Below are 22,295 nucleotides of genomic sequence, written 5' to 3'. Positions count from 1 at the left end.
CGGATGGTTTTCACGGAGGTTAACGGATCATCCGGTAGCGTGGCTCTGCTGGCGATGGCTTTCTATTGTTATCCAGTTAAGCAGATACTGCGCAAAATTCAGCAGCCAGCAGCCTGTTTTCAGCGTAAAGCGGAATAAATGGCACAGCAGAGACCTGCTACAGCCGCACCTGAGGTAAACGCGATATCTGTTTGTCACCCATACCCCGCCCCACGCAATAAAGATCTCTTCTGGCCAGTAAGCCAATCGGGTTGATTGCCCACCGGCCAGCAACATTAATGTTGCCCGACAGCCTGACCGGTTTTATCGGTCAGGCCGGATAATACCGCCAGTATCAGCGCAATCACGGATAACACTGCACCCGCCCAGTTTGGTGACTGCAGACCGAATCCGGCAGCAATCACTGCGCCACCCAGCCAGGCACCAACCGCATTGCCGAGATTGAACAGGCCGATGTTAACCGCGGCCGCCAGCGTGGGTGCGCCTGCCGCCCGCGCTTTGTCCATCACCCGCTTCTGGATAGGTGAAACGGTGGCGAATCCGAAGGCCGCCATCAGGAATATACAGATAGCCGACATCAGCTGGCTATGGATGGTGAAATTAAACACCATCAGCACCATGGCCTGGGCAGCCAGCGTCACGTAGAGCATCGGCATCAGCGCCCGGTCAGCGTAGCGGCCACCCAACTGGTTACCGACAAACAGACCAAGCCCAAACAGCAGCATCAGCCAGCTAAGGCTGCTATCACGGTATCCCGCCAGCTCCGTCATCATCGGTGCGATGTAGGTTATCGAGGTAAAGAACGCGCCCGGCCCGAAGACGGTAATGCCCATCGCCAGCAGCACGTTGACGTTTCTGAAAGCTTTAAACTCATCGGCAAAGTTGTGGTTCTCTGGCCGCGGCTGATGCGGGATCAGCAGGGCAATGCCGATTACCGTAATGATGCCGATCACCGCAATCGCTATAAAAGCATCCCGCCACGAGAGGTGCTGACCAAGCCAGGTACCGACCGGTACACCAATCAGGTTTGCCACGGTTAAGCCCATAAACATAAAGGCAATGGCTCTGACGCGCTTCGACGGAGCCACACTATCAGCCGCAATAATTGAACCGATGCCAAAAAATGCACCGTGAGTCATCGAGGTGATAATTCTGCCCAGAATCGCCATGCCCAGCGTCGGCGCAAAGGCCGTCACCAGATTGCCCGCCACAAACAGCCCCATCAGGAAGACCAGCATCGCTTTACGCGGGACTTTTGAGCCGAAAATAATCAGCGCGGGCGCACCGACAAATACACCCAGCGCGTAGGAGGTCGCCAGCGAGCCGGCAACCGGAATCGTGACGTTAAAATCGGTGGCAATAACGGGTAAAAGGCCAGCAATGATGAATTCAGTAGTACCAATACCGAATGCACCGATCGCCAGCGCCCACAGAGCAAATGGCATAACACCTATCCTGTCAGTAAAATTCACGTTTGAGCCGACCTGTGTATCGCGGGTTCCGGTTGAGGAAGCCAGTCAGATAGCGCAGGCGCAGCGGGACGGTCAGGATAGACGTGTGCTCAGAGTTGATAAACAGCCCGGCATTCGCCTGAGCGTCGACAAAATTTCTACCTCAGGTCGCCGAAAACCCCTTCGCCCGCTTTTTTGAGCAGTTCATCGACGATAATGCGGACTTTAGGTATCAGGTGGCGGGTGCGGGGCCATACGACATTCAGCTCAACCGGAACCGGCATATGATCGGTCATAATCGCTACCAGGCTGCCTGCCGCAATATGGCTGTTCACCATCGCTTCCGGAAACTGCGCCACCCCAGCGCCGCCGAGGCAGGCCAGCAGCATTGCATCGCCGTCACTGATCTGGTGTGCGTTACCCGATACGTATTTTATTTCCCGTTCGCCAGCAGGACGCAGCCGCCATGCAAGCGGGGCGCCCCGCCGCAATCCCATGATGCAGCAGTGTTTTTTTAGCGACTCGCTGTCGGTGGGCGTGCCATGCTGCCTGAGATAATCGGGCGATGCGCACAGTATCAGACGCTGACGGCTCAGACGACGGGCGATCAGCTCATCGGTGCTTTGCAGTTCGCCCAGCCGCAAAACCAGATCAACGCCCTCTTCCACCGGATCAATCAGCCGGTCATTAAACGTCAGCGCCAGCCGCAGCGCCGGATAACGGCTAATCAGATCCAGCAGCACTGGCATCATCAGGTTGCGGCCAAAAGATGCCGGCATGTCGATACGCACCGTGCCTGCCGGATTGTCCTGACGTCGGCTGAGGCTGTTCTCCGCCGAGTCCAGAATCTCCAGTGCCGACAGACAGCTTGCAAGATAGGCTTCGCCGTCACTGGTCAGGCTCAGTTTGCGGGTTGAACGGTGAAACAGGCGCGTGCCCAGCCGCTCCTCAAGCCTTGCTACGCTTTTACCAACCGCGGATTTCGTAATACCCAGCTGCTCGGCGGCTTCGGTAAAGCTGCTCGATTTTGCCGTAATGACAAAGTTTGTAATGCCCCGCAGTGACTCAGCGGTGAAAGAGGTAGACATAAAGTTGACTCAGTGGCGACTTACAGGTGGTTTATTGATGTTTAATTCTATACCAGGCTTATCTCCATCGGTAAATAAATCCGCGGCGCTGGCCGCCATCGCAGCCAGACCGGACTGATTGACCCCTTTGCACGCTGTTTCAACACTTAATCACATCCCAGGAGAAAATTATGTCTGTCGAGACTGTTCGCGGTATGGACCATGTCGGCATCACCGTGTCTGATATTGATCAAGCGACCCGTTTTTTTGCGGAGGCGTTTGGCGCTGAAGTGATTTACGACTCGGTGTCGCCCGCTGATAAGGACGTGAAAGGCGAAGAGACTGAAAGCATCCTCAACCTGTTTCCGGGTACCCGCATTACCACGGTCAGGATGATGACGCTGAAGCACGGACCAGGACTTGAGCTATTCGAGATGAAAGGGCCGGAGCAGAGTCAGCCGGTGCGTCCCAGCGACTATGGGTTACAGCATTTCGCGGTGTACGTTGATGATATCTACCAGGCCATCAGCCTGTTTGAAGGTGCCGGCGGCAAAATGTTTACCGCGCCTCAGCCGCTGATGTTTCCGACCGAGACCGGCGAAAACAACTTCTTCTGCTATGGCCGCACGCCGTGGGGCAGCGTGATTGAGCTGATCTCACTGCCCTCAAAAATGCCGTATGAAGATCAGACGGCCCTGCGCCGCTGGAAACCCTGACACAATCGGGTGCGCCTGCCAGGGCGTACCCGCCCCGCTGAACTGCCCGCTTTTCACCCGCTTGCCCGTGACCTGTTGCGTCAGGGCTTGCTACGTCGCCCGTTCCGCCTGAAAGCTCACTCTCCCCGTTGCTGCGATCCCGCTTTTTATCGCCCGCGGCTGCTTGCAAATGCCCGCAATCAGGCGGTAGCGAAGCGACTGTTTCTGTGAGCAAACCACCTGCAATACCGGGTAAAGAAACAGACAGGCCTGGTAATCAGGTTTAGCGTGATGCACATCTCATACTTACGCAGCCCTTCCCTGATAATAACGGCTTTTAGTTTAGATTTACTTCACTTTTACGCTCGGCAACTTATAGACATCGGAGAAAATATGATGCAAGCCCTTTAGTAATCACCTGTTTCAATAAGTGATACGGGTTAGTGGCGTATTTACCTTTTTTGCCAGGGGTTCCGGCATCAGAATTTTAGTTAATGAATTTTAATAAGCTGGTAGCTGAATATGTACCGGTCACTCTTTCTCAGGTCATGGAATACCTTTATGTCTCAACTGCACTTCAGTAAGCCCGTTTTGCACCGCGTTACCTATATTGTGTTGTTCTCGTTATACATCTCATTTTTTCTCAATCTCCCGTTCTATCGGCAGGCGCTGGATTTAGTTCCGCTGAACAGCGTCGGCAATATTCTGTTCTTCCTCAGCATGCCGCTGGTGGCGTTCAGCGTGATTTATATCGTGGTCACCCTCGCCTCCTTTCTCTGGCTGGACAGGATAACCATCGCGCTGTTTATTATCGCCGCAGCCACGGCGCAGTATTTTATTCAGCACTACGGCATCGTGCTCGACCGATCGATGATCACCAACATTGTGGATACCACGCCGGCCGAGAGCATGGCGCTGTTCACGCCGAAAATGTTAGCGGCGTTGTTTCTCACCGGCTTTGTGATGGCTACGCTGGCTTTCTGGCCGCGATTTAAAAGGACGCTGCCGTGCTGGAAAAGCCTGGTCGCCCGCGGGATCAACGTCGCCGCTTCGCTGGTGATGATTGCGCTGGTGGCGATGCTGTTCTACAAAGATTACGCCTCGCTGATCCGCAATAATCATGAGCTGATCAAAGCCCTGAGTCCGGCGAATTTCATCGCTGCCTCGCTCTCTTATTACCAGCATCACCATCAGGCTGACCTGCCGCTGGTGAAAATAGGCGAAGACGCGCATCAGCTTCCGCAGATGCTGGACGGTGCGAAGCGCAATCTGACCATTCTGGTGGTGGGCGAAACCTCACGCGCCGCAAACTTTTCGCTGGGCGGCTATGCGCGGCCGACCAATCCGCTGCTGGCTGACGATGAGGTGGTCTATTTTCCTGACTTCACCTCATGCGGCACCTCAACGGCGGTTTCGGTCCCCTGCATGTTCTCGAACATGCCGCGCGCCCATTATGATGATGCGCTGGCCAGCCATCAGGAAGGAGTGCTGGATATTATCCAGCGGGCGGGCCTGAGCGTTTTATGGCACGAGAACGATGCGGGATGTAAGGGCGCCTGCGACCGGGTGCCGAATCAGGATGTTAATGCCCTGAACCTGCCCGACATGTGCATTAAAGGCGAGTGTTACGATGAGGTGCTTTTTCATGGGCTGGAAGCGTATATCGACAAGCTGCAGGGCAATGGCATCATCGTCCTGCATACCATCGGCAGTCACGGGCCGACCTATAGTCACCGTTATCCGCCGGCGTTTCGCAAATTCACCCCAACCTGTGAAACCAAACAGATTCAGGAGTGCTCGCAGCAGCAACTGCTCAACACCTATGACAACACCATTTTGTACGCTGACTATATCGTCGATAAAGCGGTTGAGTTGCTGAAGGCGCATCAGGATCGGTTCACCACCAGCCTGGTGTATCTCTCTGACCACGGCGAGTCGCTGGGCGAAAACGGGGTCTACCTGCACGGCCTGCCCTATGCGATTGCGCCTGCCGTGCAGACCCGGATACCGATGCTGATCTGGCTTTCCCCCGACTTTCAGCAGCGTTACGCGGTGGACCGGCACTGCCTGAGCCAGCAGGCGACAGCGCACGCCTACTCTCAGGACAACCTGTTTTCTACCCTGTTGGGGATCACCGGCGTACAGACGCGCGAGTACGTCGCCGCCGACGATATGCTGGCGGCGTGCCGCAAAACAGGTTGATAAGGCTCATTGCATCGGGCTCTGTTTCACCGAGGTGGTAACAGTCAGACCGCGTTTCACTGAGCATATCGATGATGACCTGCTCGGTTTGCTCACCGCTTGCGATCCATGCCAGCGGTCATTCCGCTATCGCCGTGCCGGGAACCCGTCACGCTGCGGTGACCGCTGAAGGGATGTCGGGAACACGCCCTCAGCGGACTGACTCTTATCATCGTGACGGATAGTCGAGGCGGTGGAGTGCATCCTGGTCGGTTTGAATCCCTCATCGCGCAACCGGTGTAGCGCCGTAAACCTGCTCCACTGTTTCCCTCCCGTCGCTGAATACCCTGGCTGACCCCGTTATTCGCCAGCTTTGCGCTGGCATAGTGAGACAAGGGTTTCACGCAACCAGCGATGCGCCGGGTCGGCGTGCAGCCGGGGATGCCAGATAGCTGAGATTTTGATGGCGGGCGTGACCACCGGTAATGCAAATTCGGCCAGCCCGGCGCGCTGTGGACTGGCGGGCAACCATCCCAGCGCCGATAAAGGGACCAGTCCGATAAGATCGGTCTGGCGTACGATGTTAATGGCGTTGGCGAAGCCGGGAACAACCATCAGGATCTGGCGCTATAAGCCCTCGCCCGCCAGCGCAGCATCTACCGGACCATAGATTATATTTTCCCTTGATACCACTACGTGCGGATAACTGGCATAACGTTCAGCCGTTACGCCGGGTGCCTGAAGCAGCGGATGTTGGCTGCGACAGATGCCCACAAAGCGATCGGTGAATAAGGTGCGGGTCATCAGTTCAGGCGCATCGGTACCCAGCACGCCAATCTCCAGATCAACCGCTCCCTCGCGTAACGGCCGGGCATCTTTGTCGCTTTTGGTGACAAAATGCAGGCGGACCTGCGGTGCCGTCTTCAGCAATTGATGAATCAGTGAATCGGCGATCAGATCGATAAATCCTTCGTTGGCCTTGAGGGTAAAGCTGCGCTCAAGCGTGGCGATATCTAACACCTGCCGGGTCGGTTGCAGGATGGCGTAAGCGCTGCGGGCGATCTCCGCTACCCGCTCAGTCAGTCCCTCGGCATACGGAGTCAGCACTAACTGACGTCCCGCCTGGACCAGCAACCGATCGCCGGTGACAGCGCGCAATCGGGTCAGATTGCGGCTCATTGCCGAGACGCTCAGGCCCATCCGCTGGGCCGCATGCGTGACGCTGCGCTCGGCCAGCAACGCATCCAGCGCCTTTAGCAAATTCAGATCGATATCCTGCATTTCAGTGACCCCGCCAGTTTGCATTTGATGCAACCGAGTGTTGCATACTACGCGTCTGGTGCAATCCTTAAATGTCGGTAAGCTCAGGTTTGGTTCATCAAATCCGGAGTGATTACTATGGCTGACACAACGTTGCCGTCTGCGACACCGCATATCCTGCTGATTGGCGCCTCACGAGGCATCGGCCTGGTGATGGCTGAAGAATTCCTCCGACGTGACTGGCAGGTCACGGCCACCATCCGAGCCGCCCGCTCCCCTGCGCTCGATAATCTGTCTGAGCACTATCCGCACCGGCTGACAATCGAGCAGCTGGATATAACCGATCGGACTCAGCTGGCTGATTTACATACCCGGCTGGCGGATAAGCATTTCGATATGTTGTTTATCAATGCCGGCAGCGCCAATCGCAATCAGGATGACACTATCGCTGAGGTGAGTAGCGAAGAATTTGCCCAGCTTATGATAACCAACGCACTGTCGCCAATGCGTACCATTGAGGCGCTGCAGGATCGGGTAACCGCCCAGGGCCTGATCGGCATTATGTCGTCTGGTCAGGGCAGTATTGCTAATAACACCAAAGGCGGGAAAGAGGTCTATCGCGGTACCAAAGCCGCGTTGAATCAGTACATGCGGAGCTATGCAGCCCGCGCAGCTGAAGTGCATCCGGCTCGATCTTTGCTGCTGCTGGCACCCGGCTGGATTCGAACGGAGCTGGGAGGAGACAATGCCGCATTCAGTCTTGAAGAAACCGTTCCGGACATCGTCGATACTCTTGTCTCAAGACTCGGCAAACCCGGCCTGCAGTTCTTAGACCGCTTTGGCAAAGTGGTTGCGTGGTGATCGATTTATGGATCACCTGAGCGTAGAAAAGCAGCGCACGGATCTAAAACGCGGGTCAGGTAATCAGGTATTTGATGGTGATCCACAGCAGATATATCCCTAAGATAATCTGCACAATCCGGCTGCCCCATCGGGTAAAACGCCAGGCATGGCGTTCGCTGGCATCAGCCGCGGCGATCGTCGGGTTGGGATTGATTTTTCTTTGCTGCGGCCTGAACTCCAGCCAGAGCAAAATAATTGTGGCTATTGCGACAAACGCTTTCAGAAGCACTGAGTCGTTCATGCGTGATGTCCTGCGGAAAAGTTAGGGTCATCAGTAACATAACTGAACCGCAAGCATGTCGTATAGCGGCGTTTTCGGGAGTCAGGGTAATTTTTTGTCATCAGGAACAGGTAATCAGATGAGCGAAACGCTGCTGGAAGAGTTAAAGGCGCTGGAATGCAGCCTGCATGCTGCCAGACGAAATGACCGGGAATGGCTTGAACAGATACTCCATCCTGAATTCAGAGAAATTACCCGCTCAGGTGTTATGGTGGATCGGGTGGAAACGATAGCGTCGCTGACAGGCGAAGCAGATGTGCCGGTAATTGTCAGCAGTGATTTTTCACTTATCCGCCCGGCAGCAGACGCTGTCATTGTGAATTACCGCACCGTCAATCCGCAAAACAGGCTCGCTGCCCTGCGTTGTTCCTGCTGGGTACGCGGTGACAGCGATCGCTGGCAGCTGATTTTCCATCAGGGCACCCCCGCAGCAGGCGGGGATGTGGATTTGTCGCGGCATCAATGCTAATTATTGCGCCAGGCAGCATCCTGCTTGTGTCGCCACTACACTGCTCATGGCCCTGATCCCCCCAGCCTGCAGCAAGGTTATAAGCGCCTGGCGACATTGATTTAGCGGCTGTTTCCAGGGTTAATCCATTCAGAGCCCATTTTAGCGGCGCAGGCATTCAGGGCACATTGACAGGGTAAGAGAACGGATGAAGGTAAAAGGGAAAAACTGGGTCAAGGCAGAGGATGTCGCGCGGCTGGCGGGCGTCTCTCGCTCGGCAGTATCGAGAACCTTTACACCGGGCGCGTCGGTTGCCGAAAAGACGCGCGCCAAAGTCATGCATGCGGCTGAGCAACTGGGCTATCAGGTCAATATCATCGCCCGAACCATGAACACCGGCAGCAGTAATTTCATCGGCATCATCACCGCCGGTTTCGATAACCCTTTCCGCAGCAAACTGCTCTCCCCGCTGGTGAATCAACTGGCGGTACACGGCTTTATGCCGCTGTTGATGAACGCCGATGATCCTGACCAGCTCGCCCCGTCACTTAAACAGCTACTGAGTTATCATGTTGCCGGCGTCATCATTACCTCTGGCGCACCGCCTCTTTTGCTGGCGGAGGAGTATCTGGAGCGTAAAATTCCGGTCACCCTGATCAATCGTCATGCGGATTTAGCCGGCTGCGATCGTGTCGCCAGTGATAATCAGCAGGGCATGCAGCTGATGGTCGATTATTGTCGCCAGAAGGGATGGAGTAATATTGGCTTTATTGGCGAAGATCTCTCGAATTTCAGCACCAGCGAGCGTTATTCGGCGCTAACTTCGCTGACTCCCGATTTATCCGTTTCAGCGCGCTTTATTACTGGCGGCGGATACGCTGCCGGTCGTGCGGCCTCGATTGAGCTTAGCCACTGTCAGGCGCTGTTATGCGCCACTGACATGCTGGCATTGGGCGCGATGGACGGCCTGCGCTCGCTCGGCAGTCACACTCCCCTTCCGGCGGTCATCGGCTTTGATGATATTCCGCAGGCTGACTGGGATCCTTACAATCTCACCACCGTTCAGCAGGATACCGAGGGGCTGGCGCAGCAGGCGGTCGACCTGCTGGTGACGCGCATCGCCCGGTTTGATCTGCCCTCCCGACATCGCGCCGTCCCGGTGAAATTAATAGTTCGTAATAGCGCGTAATGGAAAATTAATTTTATGCGGAGTGAATCACAGATTATTCTCCGCAGAATCGCCACACTCCTTTCTGCCCTGCGGGGCTAATTTTTTGCTACGAAATGCACACGTGTGCATTTTCATTAAGGAGATGTTATGGCTACCCATGAAGATGATTCGCTTTTGGCGCGCTACCGCTTCGCCTGCAGTGTTGCTGAGTCAGGGGGAAAGCTGGCTGATGAGTTCTACCAGCAGCGTGAAAAGTTGCAGACCGACCACAAAGGCACTGACCTGCAGGACGTGGTAAGCCGCGCCGATCGCGAGGTGGAAGCCTTCGTTAAGCAGCGGATTGCCGAGGCATTTCCTGATGATGGGTTTTTAGGTGAAGAGAGCGGCACGGCTGCTCGCAACAGCCGGGTGCTGTGGGTGGTGGATCCGATCGACGGGACCAGCTGTTTTCTCAACGGCCTGCATACCTGGTGTCTGTCACTGGCGATTGTAGTCGATGGCGAACCGGTGATCGGCGTGGTTTATGACCCTAACCATCATGAACTTTTTCACGCGCTTAAAGGGCACGGTGCCTGGCTGAACGATCGGCGAATTACGCCACACCCGGCCAGCGATGTGGCGGGCGGCGTGATGGGTGTCGGGACGTCACATCGCGTTTCAGCGGCTGATTTCCTGCCCTTCCTCGAGGCGCTGTTACAGCATGGCGGCATGTTTGTGCGCAATGGGTCGGGTGCGCTGATGAGCGCCTGGGCGGCGGCCGGACGGCTGATCGGCTATTACGAACCGCATATGAATCCGTGGGATGGCTTGCCGGGCATCGTTTTGATGCGCGAAGCGGGTGGCACCACAAATGACTACCTGGCGGCGAACGGCCTGGCCGACGGCAACCCGGTATTACTGGCAAGTAAAGCGCTCTATCCGCAGTTAAAACAGTGGGTTAAACAAAGTTTACGCTAACCTGGGCAGGCAGGGCTTCTGATTCTGTACTCTACATAAAAACAGGGATCTGGCCGTCATGGATGATCAACAGCGATCAGCGGCACCTCCGCCTATCGGAGACAAGATGATGTCTGGATTACTCAGTTTTTTCCGCACCAGCCCTGAGCAAAGCGCCGGTGCTTTTGATCCACAACGCTTTCGCTTTGTCAGATGGCAGACGTTTCTTGCCATGACGCTGGCGTACGTGACGTTTTATGTCTGTCGCCTCTCGTTTACCGTCGCCAAAAGTGCGCTTGTCGAGCTGGGTATCTCCCCCTCAGAACTCGGCATGATTGGTTCGGCGCTATTTTTCAGCTACGCCATCGGCAAGCTGGTTAACGGTTTTCTCGCCGATCATGCCCATGTGGTGCGCTTTATGAGCCTGGGACTGTTACTCAGCGCGGGCATGAACCTGATGATGGGCATGACCACCAATGCGATGCTGCTGGCGATCTTCTGGGGCATTAACGGCTGGGCGCAGTCGATGGGCGTAGGGCCGTGCGCGGTGTCGCTGGCACGCTGGTACGGCACCAAAGAGCGCGGCACGTTCTATTCGATCTGGTCGACGGCACATAATATTGGCGAGGCCATCACTTACATGCTGATCGCCGCGGTGATTGCCGGTTACGGCTGGCACATGGGGTATCTCTCGACCGCGGCGCTCGGCGCGGCAGGCGTGGTGCTGATGCTGCTGTTTATGCGCGATTCCCCACAGAGCTGCGGCTTTCCGTCAATCCATCAGATCAGTAATGAGCCGATGGAAGAAGACGAGGCCAAAAGCTCAATCCTGAAAAATCAGCTGCTGGCGCTGCGTAATCCGGCGCTCTGGACGCTGGCGCTGGCCTCAGCCTTTATGTATATCGACCGCTACGGCGTGAACTCCTGGGGCATCTTTTTTCTGCAACAGGGCAAAGGTTACACCACCGTTGAAGCCTCGGCCATCATTGGCGTCAATGCGATTGCGGGTATTGTCGGCACCATACTGGCCGGGATCCTGTCTGACCGTTTCTTCGCCCGTAACCGCAGCATCATGGCCGGATTCATCAGCCTGCTGAACACCGGCGGGTTTGCCCTGATGCTGTGGTCACCACACAGTTACTACACCGATATCATTTCGATGGTGATTTTCGGCGCCACCATCGGGGCACTGACCTGCTTCCTCGGCGGACTGCTGGCGGTCGATATCTCTTCACGCAAAGCGGCCGGCGCGGCACTCGGCACCATCGGCATTGTCAGCTATGCCGGGGCAGGATTCGGTGAGTTTCTGACCGGTATCATCATCGATAAAACCTCGGTGATCGAGAACGGCAAAAAGATCTACGACTTTCACACGCTGTCGCTGTTCTGGGTTGCAGCCGGTCTGGCGTCTGCGCTGTTGTGTTTTATCACCGCTGTGATGGTGGCAAGACTGAACGCCAGTGAACGCCGCACCCTCTATTCATCTTAATTACCTCATTAAGGACGCTATTATGATGCTACTCACCCGTCAGGCCGCCGCACGCCTGTTGATTGTCGGCGCGCTGTGGTCAGGTGCCATGCAGGCGCACGCGGATTCACAGTATCAGCTGGAAAAAGTGGTCGAACTGAGTCGCCACGGCATTCGCCCGCCGACGCCGGGAAACCGCAAAGATATAGAGGCTGCCACGCATCGCGCCTGGACAAGCTGGAGCACCCAGGATGGTGAACTTACTGGCCACGGCTATGCTGCCGTGGTGAATAAAGGACGCTGGGAAGGCGAGCATTATCGTGAACTGGGGCTGCTCACCGCCGGATGCCCGCAGCCGCAGGATCTCTTTGTGCGCGCCAGCCCGCTGCAGCGCACACGCGCCACTGCGCAGGCGCTGGTGGACGGCGCATTTCCCGGCTGCGGCGTCGCCATTCACGTCGTACCGGGTGAAAACGACCCGCTGTTCCAGACCGAAGCGTTTCCAGCTACCAATACCGATCCGGCAACACAACTGGCCGCGGTAAAGGAAAAAGCGGGTGATTTAAGCGCGCGCCAGCAGGCGTTGCAGCCTGCCGTGCTGGCGCTTAAAAATGCGGTATGTCTGCCCGGGGCAGACTGCTCATTTTTTGAGAAACCGTGGCAGATTAAGCAGGGTAAAAGCGGAAAGGCCTCGATTGACGGGTTGAGCGTGCTGGCCAACATGGTGGAAACACTGCGGCTCGGATGGAGTGAGAATCTGCCCGTCAGCCAGCTGGCCTGGGGAAAAATAACATCGTCTGACCAGATCACCGCGATCCTGCCGCTGCTGACGGAGAATTACGATCTCGGAAATGATGTGCTGTATACCGCCCGGAAACGCGGTTCAATCCTGCTTAACGCCATGTTGCAGGGTGCAGAGCAAGGGGTGAATAAAACGGCGGATAGCCTGCCGGATACGCGCTGGCTGCTGCTGGTGGCGCACGATACCAACATTGCGATGGTGCGAACGCTAATGGGCTTTAGCTGGACGCTGCCGGGTTATACGCGCGGCAACATTCCACCGGGAAGCAGCCTGGTGTTTGAACGCTGGCGTGACAGAAAGAGCGGCGAGCGGTTTATGCACGTCTATTTCCAGGCGCAGAGTATGGATGATCTGCGTCATCTGCAAGCCGTTGATCGGGCGCACCCGCTGCTGCGTGAAGAGTGGCGACAGTCAGATTGCCGGGTCACGGACGTTGGCACGCTGTGTCCGATGAAAAGTACCGTGCGCGCGTTGAGCAAAAATCTCGATCGCCACGCCATTACGCCAGTGGACTATTCAGCGTTCTGATCAGGCAATACCCGCCGCGCCAGAGGTTAAGCCCCATCGTGCTGTGATCCTCTGGCGCGGTTTATTCCGGCCGCAAAGAGTTTAACCTGAACGTCGATAGCTGACTCCCCGTCGTTGCCGCCCGGATAAAAAACGTCGCGATACTTTCAGCATTCCCCTGCTGGCATAGCTACCGGATTCATCTTTTAAGCAGCCTGGCCACATTGCTTATATCCGGGTGAGGTTAAGAGCCGCGCCACGCCCAAAGCAGATAAGCTAGTATGCCAGGTAAAGCCGGGCCGTTTGTCTGTAGAAGACAGACAATAAATGATGAGGAATGATGTGCTCCCGGTTAACGGCAACCCTTGACGGATCAATGACCTTTATTAATCACCGCCTCTATTTGTTGTTGCTTGACCGGTTGTTGATTAACGCTCCACTCCCCTCTTACATAATTGACGATGTCGCGCATCTCCCGAGCGTTTAATTGACCGTGATATGCGGGCATTTTGTAAGGAATATTTCCCTGAGTTACCGGTGTTTCTGCGCCAAAAGCGATGACGCGAATAAGATTGGCAGGATCCTCCGCTTCTACTGATGAATTATTGATCAGCGAAGGAATGTTATAGTCGGTTCCTTTCCCTTCAACATCGTGACAGGTAGAGCAATATCGGAAATAGAGGGTTTTTCCCGCCCTGTTTTCCGGCTGATGCGCTGATACCGTAGCAGGAACTTTTTGCCCGGCGTGAGAAACAGTATTATCAAGGCTTGATAAATACGCGGTGATCGCAGTGAGATCGTTATTCGTCAGGTATTGTGTACTCTGTGTCACGACCTCAGCCATAGGCCCTGTAATAGCGGAATGCTTACTCCGGCCCTTCTGAAGTAAATCCTTTAGCTCTTCATCCGGAACAGTACTATTTCTCAGGGAGGGCGCAAACCAGCCATCTATCATCGCGCCGCTGAGATAGGCAGCATCGCTACTGTCATAGGCTTTTTCCTGCTGAGCAATGCCTCTGGGCGTATGGCAGGCGCCACAGTGGCCTGGACCTTCGACCAGATATTTTCCACGCTGGATAAGTTCAGCAACAGGCCCGACGGGCGTCTTCGCCGTGTTAGCGGGTTTGTCAGTAAACATCCAGTTCCAGATACGCAGCGGCCAGCGCGGCGAAAAGAGCCATGGAATATCCGCCGATAGATTTTTTTGCCCGGAGGGTTTCACCTCATGCATAAAGTAGCTATAGAGCGCATGAATATCCTCATCGGTCATTTTTGAATAGGAAGGATACGGCATTGCCGGATAGAGATAGTGCCCCCCTGGCGCAACACCGCGTCTCACTGCCTGTTCAAACTCATCATAGCTATATGCGCCGATGCCCTCTTTACTGTCGGGCGTAATATTCGTTGAGTAAATATCACCCAATGGCGTATGGAATTTTTTACCGCCAGCCATAGGTTCACCGCCCTCTTTAGTGTGGCAGGCAGCGCAGTCGGCAATACGTGAGAGATATTCGCCGTCAGGTGTAGCGGAAAAACTGTTTGCAGAAATAAATAAAGCGCCCGTCAGGATGGTTTTATACATAATATTTTTCCTTAGCCTAACGTTGCCAGTTCATTAACAGCTCGCCATGCCTGATCGATAGCAGCATGCGCGTAGGCGCTCCAGTCGGAATCAGAATTGGCGATAGCGATACGCCCAATCGGTTTACGCGCTTCTTTTATAATCTCTGGCATTTTGTCCATATCATCAAACAGGGAACTCGCGTAATAGGCATAACCGTGTGCCCAGCGGTTAACCGTTATACCGGCAATATCCCGTTGATGATCAAACCCGACAGACCCGAGCATTTCCTGTAACTGCTCACGAATCATCGCTTCATGGGTATCAAATGAGGTGCCCAGCAGGTAGGCACGTCCCCGCTGAAATTGCTCGCGCGCGGTGAGATTACTGCCGGGATAGGTAGGCACATAAACCATATGAACCACCATGGGTTCATCGGCATTCCGGGGATGGTGGTAATCCCCCATACTGACGGGATAATCGAGTTTAACCCGACTGTAAGGCGCAGCAGGCGAGTAGAACTCATGAATTCCCACATCTTTAAACGATCGCCAGTTACGGATTGCGACGTTGGTATACACCAATGGCGCTTTGACGTTCATCCTCAGATAGTCCTTTTGCTTTTCAGGCGTCTCTGGCACAAGGAAGGGAATCATCATGTTATAACCGGCCATAATCGTATTGCGACCACGCACACGATGCAGCCTGCCATTATTGATATAGGTCACCAGCACACCGTTATCGCTGTTTGTCGCATTAATAACGATGCTATTCAGTCGCAGGCGGGCCTTATTTTCTTTTTTGTCCAGACTCGCATAATCGAGCCCGGCAGTGACCGAATCTTCCATGGTATGGCCCGGTAACGCATCAGGGATAAGATGCCTGACCAGCAAGCGTGTTAAGCCCGCATTGCCATCGGGAAAATGATAAGTGTAGGGTTCTTCAAGATCGGCCAATGATTCCTCATCCAGCGGCGGAAGATGCATGGCCTCCATGCCGGGCAACGCACAGACACGGGCATCGCTGCAGGAGATACCTTCAATACCTATGGCAAAGAAATCATTGGTGCGCTGTTGAAAATAGAGTAAGGCCATGTTGCTTAGCCCCACTTTTTCAGCCAGGAACTGGCGATAACTGTGTTTATCCATCCAGGCGATTTTTTCTTCAACGCTCATTCCTGCCAGATAATCTTTCGGTCTGACATGAAGTTCAATTAAGTCGGCTTTATCGGCGTCGTTTAACGGAAAATCATTGATAAAGTCTTCGATCTTACGGCCATTGAGTCTGTCAGCCGGGATATCATCCGAGACGGCGCGTCCCGGATCGCCGCTGACAATTTTTGTTTCGCCAAAGTTTCGCTTATCAAAGAAAACGCCACGGCTCAGCATCTGATCAGGATAAAAATTCTGATCGAACGCTTTTTTCATTTTAACAACGCTCACTCCGATGTCGGCCAGCAGTTTATTCACTTCAGGACTGAAGTTATGTGTCGGCGATTGAAAAGATTCACTGCCGCCATAGCCAATCATCCGGCTCTGGCCGACGGTAAATTCATTCCGCTTCGCATGGCCGCCAAAATCGTCATGGTTGTCGAGAATGAGGATCTTTTTTTCTTTTCCTGCCAGCTGCTGCCAGAAACAGGCGGAGGCCAGACCGCTGATCCCTCCGCCTACAATCACCAGATCGTACTCTTCTTCTGCTGGTAACGAACTGAAGTCGAATTTCTGATGCTCACGGCCCAGCGCGTGCGCGCCTTCGAACGAACCAGGATGATTTCCTCGTAAACCCATTAGTGAGGGCGGGTAATAGCGATCAGACGGTGTTATCGCGTCCTGACCTGCCGCTCTGAGTAACTCAACGGGCGTTAACCCTGCCGCAATTGTCAAAGCGATACCGTTAAGAAAATCGCGTCGAGTGATAGACATATTTTACCTTTAATTCCTGAAGTTAACGCATTCCATTCAACAGGTCACTGATGAAGTCATTGCTCTTTAGCGCCTTCTGCAGCGACGCCGTCACGCTGTTATCGGCAGCATTCGGCTCACTGTATTTATCGTGATATTTCCATGTTCTTTTCTGTCATCTCCCCGATGCGTTTATCAGTTAAGAAATACCCATCCTGAATCCGATCCACGTTGAGAGAAAATCTGCTCTGCGTTATCCCGTGGAACGTCATCGGGTTGACCGGTTAATTCGCAGCTGCAAGCTCAGCATCCAGTTTTTTTGAGTCGTAATAGTCACCCTGATAGGTAATTTTCCCCTCATTGACTTTGATAAAGCTGACCCCTTCGAACTTTATTTTGTTGTGCGTGGCGGGGCTGCCTGCCCACTCTCCCGCGTTGGTTCCTGAGAACTCCCACTGAAAAGCGATCGTATCGTTATTGAAAACCGGCTGGCTGGTCATTTTCCATTTCAGGTCGGGAACCGCCTGGATAAAAGCCCCAATAACCTCTTTTTCCGCCTTCTCCTTTCCTTTTACCGGCGAACCGGTCGCCGCATCATAATAAATCACATCGTTGGCCAGATAACGGGACGCCTGCGAAGCACTATGGGCATTCCATGCTGCCATATAGTGTTCAATCACCGATTGAGGTGACTCTTCCGCCAGTGCGCCAGAGGCGCTAAAAATCAAACTAAGGGCAGCGATTTTAATGAATTTCATATCTCACCTTAATGGTTAATGTCGCACATGATGTGTTTGACGCGGGTGTATTCGTCGAGAGCATAAGAGGATAAATCTTTGCCATAACCGGATTTTTTAAATCCACCGTGCGGCATCTCCGCACACAACGGAATATGGTTATTGATCCACACGGTGCCAAAGTCGAGGTCGATGCTAAAGCGCTGTGCCCGGCTATGGCTGTTAGTCCAGACGCTGGCTGCCAGACCATATTCCACATCATTCGCTTTAAGCAGCGCATCGGCTTCATCAGTAAAAGGCTGGATAGTCATTACCGGGCCAAAGACTTCATGCTGGATCGCTTCATCGTGCTGCCTGAGGCCGGAAATAATCGTCGGCTCAAAGTAAAAACCGGGTCCTTTACCGGCATTTCCGCCAATTTCAATCCTGGCGTGTGACGGCAGACGCTCAATAAAACCTTTAACCTGCTCAAGCTGACCCTGACTGTTTAACGCGCCATACAATGCCGCACGATCGTCAGGGGTGCCGAATCTGATTTTGCGTGTCTGTGTAATCAGCTGATGCAAAAATTCCTGATAGACCGACGCCTCAACGAGGATACGGGTCGCCGCGGTGCAATCCTGTCCTGCGTTAAAAAAGCCGGCGGTGGTAATGGTTTCAACCGCTTTATTTACGTCAGCATCGGCAAATACAATCGCCGGCGCTTTACCGCCCAGTTCAAGATGGGATTTGGTGAGATTAGCCGCAGCAGACGCTGCTACCTGCAGACCCGCCCGCACAGAACCGGTAATCGACACCAGCGACGCGACCGGATTTGATACCACCAGCGAGCCGGTCTGTGCTTTCCCCAGCACCACATTGAATGCGCCAGCCGGGAAGAAAGGTGCGGCTAATTCCGCCAGCAATAAGGTGCTAATCGGGGTGGTATCACTCGGTTTTAACACCACCGTATTCCCTGCAGCTAAAGCGGGTGCAATTTTCCATACCGCCATCATGAAGGGATAATTCCACGGCGTGACCTGGCCGACAATGCCCAGCGGTTCCCGACGGATCACCGAGGTAAACCCCGCTGAGTATTCACCCGCAGCTTTGCCTTCCAGACAGCGTGCCGCGCCGGCAAAAAAGCGAATAGCATCGCACGATGCGGCAATTTCCTCTTTTTCAATAAAGTGCCTGAGCTGCCCGGTTTCTTTGCTTTGCAGTTCAGCCAGACGCGTGACGTTTCTTTCTATTTCATCCGCCAGACGGAGCAGCGCTTTTTGACGCTCAGCCGGCGTGGTTTTTTTCCAGACGGTAAACGCCCGTTCAGCGGCATCGTAAGCAAGTCCAACTTCAGCCTGTCCGCCGTTGGGTGACATCGCATAGGTTTCGCCATCCACCGGGCTAATCAGCGCAAAGTAATCGTCCGCCTGATTTGACACGTACTGACCGTTGATAAAGTGCTGTAGGGTTTGCATGACATTCTCCGCCTTGGTTAATACATATAATATAATATGTAATATATATTATTGTGCTCCAGTTCAATCGGAGAGTCCTGACAACATGAAGCGGCTCTCATTTTTAACAAAATGATTACATTGGCCTAACCGCCGTCGCCGGACGCGGATGAAAGGGTTTAGTCTTTAGCGCCAGCCGCTGGAGGCGAGGAAAAATCAGCAAACCGGGGCCGTTTTTTTTCGCACCGGGTCATCAATGAGAACGGTATTCAGCGCTTCCCTGCATTGGGGCTTTATGTTAAGTATGGCGCCCTGCATAAGGGACTTTCAGAGAATATTATGATTACTCACGCGGTTATTTTCGCACCTATCGGACAGGCCAGTCGTTCGGATCAGATCGTTCAGCGGCTATCAAATGCCATTGTTACCGGCCTGCTGGAACCGCATGAACAGCTGCCAAATGAGTCTGATTTGGCAAAAATGATGGGCGTTTCGCACATCACTATCCGGGAAGCGCTTAATACCCTGCGGGCGAATAATTTAATCCACACCGTGCGCGGCCGGAACGGCGGCAGTTTTGTCTGCGAAAAGGTTCTGCACTCCGGTAAGGATCTCAACCCGTTCAGAGGGATAAGTACCGATTACCTGTCTGATTTAGCTGAGATGCACAGCGCTATCATCAGCCACAGCGCCAGGCTGGCTTCACGCAGAATGACCGGACAGGATATGACGCGGCTGCTGGAGTTTACCGAATTGCTGGCGGCGGCCAGCACGCCTGAACAACGAACCCAGGCAGATATGCGTTGCCTGCTGGCGATTGCAGCAAGTTCACAATCCGCCAGGCTTGCAAACCAGGAACTGCAACTTCAGGCTGAGTGGGCTTCGCTGGTGGCGGTACTTTACCGCTCTGCGGGCATTCATAAAGAGGTTATAGATCGGTATGCCGTTCTGACAGATGCGCTGGCATCACATTCAGAAAATGCGGCAGCGCAAGCCGCCTCAACACTTATCGATACCTTCACCGAATATTTATTAGAAAAGAAAATGAATTACCATTCTGAATAATAACCTGTATAGGCAATGTGGAAAATGAATCACTCAGAGCAGCTGCGCGCGCTAATCCTAAAAGTTGATGACATCATCAATTCTACTGTCGAAAGTACCGGTTTATTAGCTGAGAAGATTGGCCATTGCCTTGACAGTCAAAACAAGTATGGTCCCGAGGCATTACTTGAGCCGGCGGTTAAACTGGCGATCCTTCCCCTGATCAAACAGACGCTAAACGATAACCTCTATTGCTCAGGCACCGGCGTGGCTGGCCACATAGAAAGTACCGATTCCGTGCAGGAGTATTGGGTGCTGGAGTGGTGGTATAAAAAAGATAATGGCCTGAAACAGGTCAGTCTTGACCTTGACCAGTCCACCCAGCAAAGGCTGGATTTCCGGACCTTTGAATGGTTCAAAACGCCCATTTCAGAAGGAAAATCCTATATACATGGGCCCTACGTCGACTATATCTGTAATACCTCGCTTACCCTCACCGCTGCGGTTCCGGTTCGGGTTGAAGGTCAGGTGCTGGGCGTTGCGGCACTCGATATTCTGGTCAGCCGGATAGAAGAAGAACTGTTACCTCTCTGCGCCAGTCAAAAAGTCATTCTGACGAATCTGGAAGGTCGTATTATTTTTTCGACCAATCCGCGGCTGCGCATCGGTGAGTTGTTCAACGCTGAACATCAGGCTCCGATTCATCGAAACGAGTACGCAATGCTTTACAGACAGTAGAACGTGCCCGGCCGTTACGCCTCAGAATGAACCGGTTGTTAGCCCGCCAGAATGAAAAGAGCCGTCGCATTACGCGACGGCTTCAGCTTCAATACACCCGTTTCGGCTTTATCTACCCGGCCATCAAAATTCCTCTTTTGCGCGCAGTTTGCTGGCGTATTCGATAGCATCATTTTCGGGCGCACTTGAGCGGCCAAACGGATTCGCGACGCTCATGTATATGAGTCCGGTGATCAGCACCACCACCAGGCCAATTAACACCGTCCAGCGATCAAGGAAACCGGCGCTGTCAGCAGGCTGGGCCAGTAGCCAGATGCCGCAGAGTCCGTAAACCAGGGCGAACAGGTTAACCAGGACACCCCACGCGCCGAGTGACCATTCCCCCGCTGGCTTCCAGCCTTTTAAGCGCTGGCGTAAAGCGGCGAGCACCACCAGCTGGAACGAGATGTAAATGCCAATAACCGCAAACGCGGTGATGCGGGAAAGGTTATCGGGCTGAAAGTAAACCCATACGCAAATAATGACGGGCAGAATGCAGCTAACCAGCATGGCATTGTCCGGTACGCTGTTTTTCGAGATTTTAGACATCCACTCACTGCCCGGCAGCATTTTGTCGCGCGAGAAAGAGAAGATTAGCCGGCTCAGTGCAGCCTGCAGTGAAAGAATACAGGACAGCATCGCGATGATGGCTATCACAATGAAAACCGTGGCACCGGTGCTGCCCAATGCTTCATTAAGGATCACCGGAATCGGATCGGCGATTTTGCCAGAGACAATACTGGCCAGGTCGGGGGATGACAGCAGATAGCCCATCACTGAAATGACCGCTGAGATTGCACCAAACACGATACTCAGGATCATCGCCAGCGGAATCTTTCTGCCGGGATTTTTGACCTCCTCCGCCACGTTGCCGCAGGCTTCAAAGCCAAAGAACATAAACAATCCCATCAGTGACGCCGACATGAAGGCCGTGGTATAGCTGCCGTCTTTGGCCATTATGCCCATTGAGTCAAAGATTACTGAAAACGGCTGAGAACGGTGGAATATCAGCAGGTAAATCCCCAGCGCGATAACGCTGACAATTTCACACCAGAAGCCAATTTTAGCTACGCGAGCAAGGTTTCGGGTGCCCGACATGTTCACGCCCATCATCATCAACAACAGCACAACCGAGGTCATCAGCAGGTTGAGCGGTGACTGAGCAAAATGAAAGAGCGAGGCGACAAAGGTAGAGGTGTACTCAGCGATCGAGGTAATGGTAACAACAAGTGCCCATAAATAGATCCACGCCGTGATCCAGGCAAATTTTTTGCCCCACAGACGTCTCGCCCACGGATACAGCCCGCCGGTGATTGGATATTGTGACGCGATTTCACCAAACACCAGTGCGACCAGTAACTGACCACATGCCACGATAAGGATCCACCACACCGCGGGCGGCCCGGCAAGGGTAATGGCCAGAGCAAACAGCGAATACACGGCGGTTAAGGGGGAAAGATAGGTGAAGCCGAGCGCAAAATTTGAAATCAGACCAATGGATCGGTTGAATTGCTCTTTGCTTTCCGGCTGATTATTAAGCTTATTTTTCTCGGATGTCTGTTCCATGTGTCGCTCTCTCTCGTGGCGTAATCTCGGGCGATAAAGCTAATTTATAAAACATAATAAGTTATATGTATATTGACTATGTCACATTTTTGTTAAAAGAA

18 protein-coding genes and 1 pseudogene are annotated in these 22,295 nt (G+C 53.8%); 10 read left to right on the top strand and 9 right to left on the bottom strand.

Going from position 1 to position 22,295, the window contains the following annotated elements:
* Positions 1–275 precede the first annotated feature (275 nt).
* Both AC6I8I_RS20130 and AC6I8I_RS20125 read right to left on the bottom strand, forming a co-directional pair.
* The gene (locus tag AC6I8I_RS20130; RefSeq protein ID WP_312055576.1) at positions 276–1,445 is read right to left on the bottom strand and encodes an MFS transporter; all 1,170 of its coding nucleotides are present in this window, start codon (positions 1,443–1,445) and stop codon (positions 276–278) included.
* A 164-nt stretch (positions 1,446–1,609) separates the two neighbouring features.
* The gene (locus tag AC6I8I_RS20125) at positions 1,610–2,539 is read right to left on the bottom strand and encodes a LysR family transcriptional regulator (RefSeq protein ID WP_312055575.1); all 930 of its coding nucleotides are present in this window, start codon (positions 2,537–2,539) and stop codon (positions 1,610–1,612) included.
* A gap of 170 nt (positions 2,540–2,709) precedes the next feature.
* On the opposite strand from AC6I8I_RS20125, the gene AC6I8I_RS20120 reads away from it, so the two are divergent.
* Both AC6I8I_RS20120 and eptA read left to right on the top strand, forming a co-directional pair.
* A complete protein-coding gene (locus tag AC6I8I_RS20120) occupies positions 2,710–3,234 on the top strand; it encodes a VOC family protein (RefSeq protein WP_312055574.1) in 525 nt (174 codons plus the stop codon).
* A 540-nt stretch (positions 3,235–3,774) separates the two neighbouring features.
* Positions 3,775–5,415, top strand: a complete 1,641-nt coding sequence (gene eptA, locus AC6I8I_RS20115) for a phosphoethanolamine transferase EptA (protein ID WP_497828794.1) — start codon at positions 3,775–3,777, stop codon at positions 5,413–5,415.
* A 339-nt stretch (positions 5,416–5,754) separates the two neighbouring features.
* Here eptA and AC6I8I_RS20110 read toward each other — a convergent pair.
* Positions 5,755–6,675: pseudogene (locus AC6I8I_RS20110) on the bottom strand (LysR family transcriptional regulator).
* Between the two features lie 117 nt (positions 6,676–6,792).
* Here AC6I8I_RS20110 and AC6I8I_RS20105 point away from each other — a divergent pair.
* A complete protein-coding gene (locus tag AC6I8I_RS20105; RefSeq protein WP_497828793.1) occupies positions 6,793–7,515 on the top strand; it encodes an SDR family oxidoreductase in 723 nt (240 codons plus the stop codon).
* A 55-nt stretch (positions 7,516–7,570) separates the two neighbouring features.
* Here the strand turns inward: AC6I8I_RS20105 and AC6I8I_RS20100 are convergent, their stop codons facing one another.
* A complete protein-coding gene (locus AC6I8I_RS20100; protein ID WP_031376931.1) occupies positions 7,571–7,798 on the bottom strand; it encodes a hypothetical protein in 228 nt (75 codons plus the stop codon).
* 118 nt (positions 7,799–7,916) lie between these two features.
* Here AC6I8I_RS20100 and AC6I8I_RS20095 point away from each other — a divergent pair, with 118 nt between their 5' ends.
* The 5 genes from AC6I8I_RS20095 (at position 7,917) to AC6I8I_RS20075 (ending at position 13,190) form a co-directional block, all read left to right on the top strand.
* Entirely contained in the window at positions 7,917–8,306 is a 390-nt protein-coding gene (locus tag AC6I8I_RS20095) for a nuclear transport factor 2 family protein (RefSeq protein WP_497828792.1), read from the top strand.
* Positions 8,307–8,493: 187 nt separating this feature from the next.
* Positions 8,494–9,474 (top strand): LacI family DNA-binding transcriptional regulator, encoded by a 981-nt coding sequence (locus AC6I8I_RS20090; RefSeq protein WP_312055569.1) that lies wholly within the window; start codon positions 8,494–8,496, stop codon positions 9,472–9,474.
* A 129-nt stretch (positions 9,475–9,603) separates the two neighbouring features.
* Positions 9,604–10,413 carry an inositol monophosphatase family protein gene (locus tag AC6I8I_RS20085; protein WP_497828791.1) on the top strand — a complete coding sequence of 270 codons (810 nt, stop codon included), beginning with the start codon at positions 9,604–9,606 and terminating at the stop codon, positions 10,411–10,413.
* A gap of 109 nt (positions 10,414–10,522) precedes the next feature.
* On the top strand, positions 10,523–11,881 hold the full coding sequence (locus AC6I8I_RS20080; protein WP_031376935.1) for an MFS transporter: 1,359 nt from the start codon (positions 10,523–10,525) through the stop codon (positions 11,879–11,881).
* A 22-nt stretch (positions 11,882–11,903) separates the two neighbouring features.
* Positions 11,904–13,190, top strand: a complete 1,287-nt coding sequence (locus AC6I8I_RS20075; protein ID WP_410477758.1) for a histidine-type phosphatase — start codon at positions 11,904–11,906, stop codon at positions 13,188–13,190.
* Positions 13,191–13,542: 352 nt separating this feature from the next.
* Here the strand turns inward: AC6I8I_RS20075 and AC6I8I_RS20070 are convergent, their stop codons facing one another.
* The 4 genes from AC6I8I_RS20070 to AC6I8I_RS20055 all read right to left on the bottom strand — a co-directional run bounded on the left by AC6I8I_RS20070 (position 13,543) and on the right by AC6I8I_RS20055 (position 18,828).
* Positions 13,543–14,751: a cytochrome c gene (locus AC6I8I_RS20070; RefSeq protein WP_497828790.1), complete on the bottom strand. Its 1,209-nt coding sequence runs from the start codon at positions 14,749–14,751 to the stop codon at positions 13,543–13,545.
* 11 nt (positions 14,752–14,762) lie between these two features.
* Positions 14,763–16,655: a flavin monoamine oxidase family protein gene (locus AC6I8I_RS20065; protein WP_312055567.1), complete on the bottom strand. Its 1,893-nt coding sequence runs from the start codon at positions 16,653–16,655 to the stop codon at positions 14,763–14,765.
* 263 nt (positions 16,656–16,918) lie between these two features.
* A complete protein-coding gene (locus AC6I8I_RS20060) occupies positions 16,919–17,392 on the bottom strand; it encodes an ester cyclase (protein WP_312757751.1) in 474 nt (157 codons plus the stop codon).
* A gap of 8 nt (positions 17,393–17,400) precedes the next feature.
* Positions 17,401–18,828 carry a gamma-aminobutyraldehyde dehydrogenase gene (locus AC6I8I_RS20055; protein WP_312055565.1) on the bottom strand — a complete coding sequence of 476 codons (1,428 nt, stop codon included), beginning with the start codon at positions 18,826–18,828 and terminating at the stop codon, positions 17,401–17,403.
* A 318-nt stretch (positions 18,829–19,146) separates the two neighbouring features.
* Here AC6I8I_RS20055 and AC6I8I_RS20050 point away from each other — a divergent pair, with 318 nt between their 5' ends.
* A complete protein-coding gene (locus tag AC6I8I_RS20050; protein ID WP_312055606.1) occupies positions 19,147–19,872 on the top strand; it encodes a FadR/GntR family transcriptional regulator in 726 nt (241 codons plus the stop codon).
* Positions 19,873–19,896: 24 nt separating this feature from the next.
* Positions 19,897–20,589 carry a cache domain-containing protein gene (locus AC6I8I_RS20045; protein WP_312055564.1) on the top strand — a complete coding sequence of 231 codons (693 nt, stop codon included), beginning with the start codon at positions 19,897–19,899 and terminating at the stop codon, positions 20,587–20,589.
* Positions 20,590–20,712: 123 nt separating this feature from the next.
* On the opposite strand, the gene AC6I8I_RS20040 is transcribed toward AC6I8I_RS20045, so the two are convergent.
* Positions 20,713–22,194, bottom strand: coding sequence for an APC family permease (locus tag AC6I8I_RS20040; RefSeq protein WP_312055563.1), 1,482 nt, complete (start codon positions 22,192–22,194; stop codon positions 20,713–20,715).
* Between the last annotated feature and the right edge of the window lie 101 nt (positions 22,195–22,295).

The organism is Pantoea sp. X-Soil-YNGN-775, from assembly GCF_059730575.1.
Note: the sequence above shows the minus strand (reverse complement) of the source record. Positions and strands in the feature narration are given on the sequence as shown.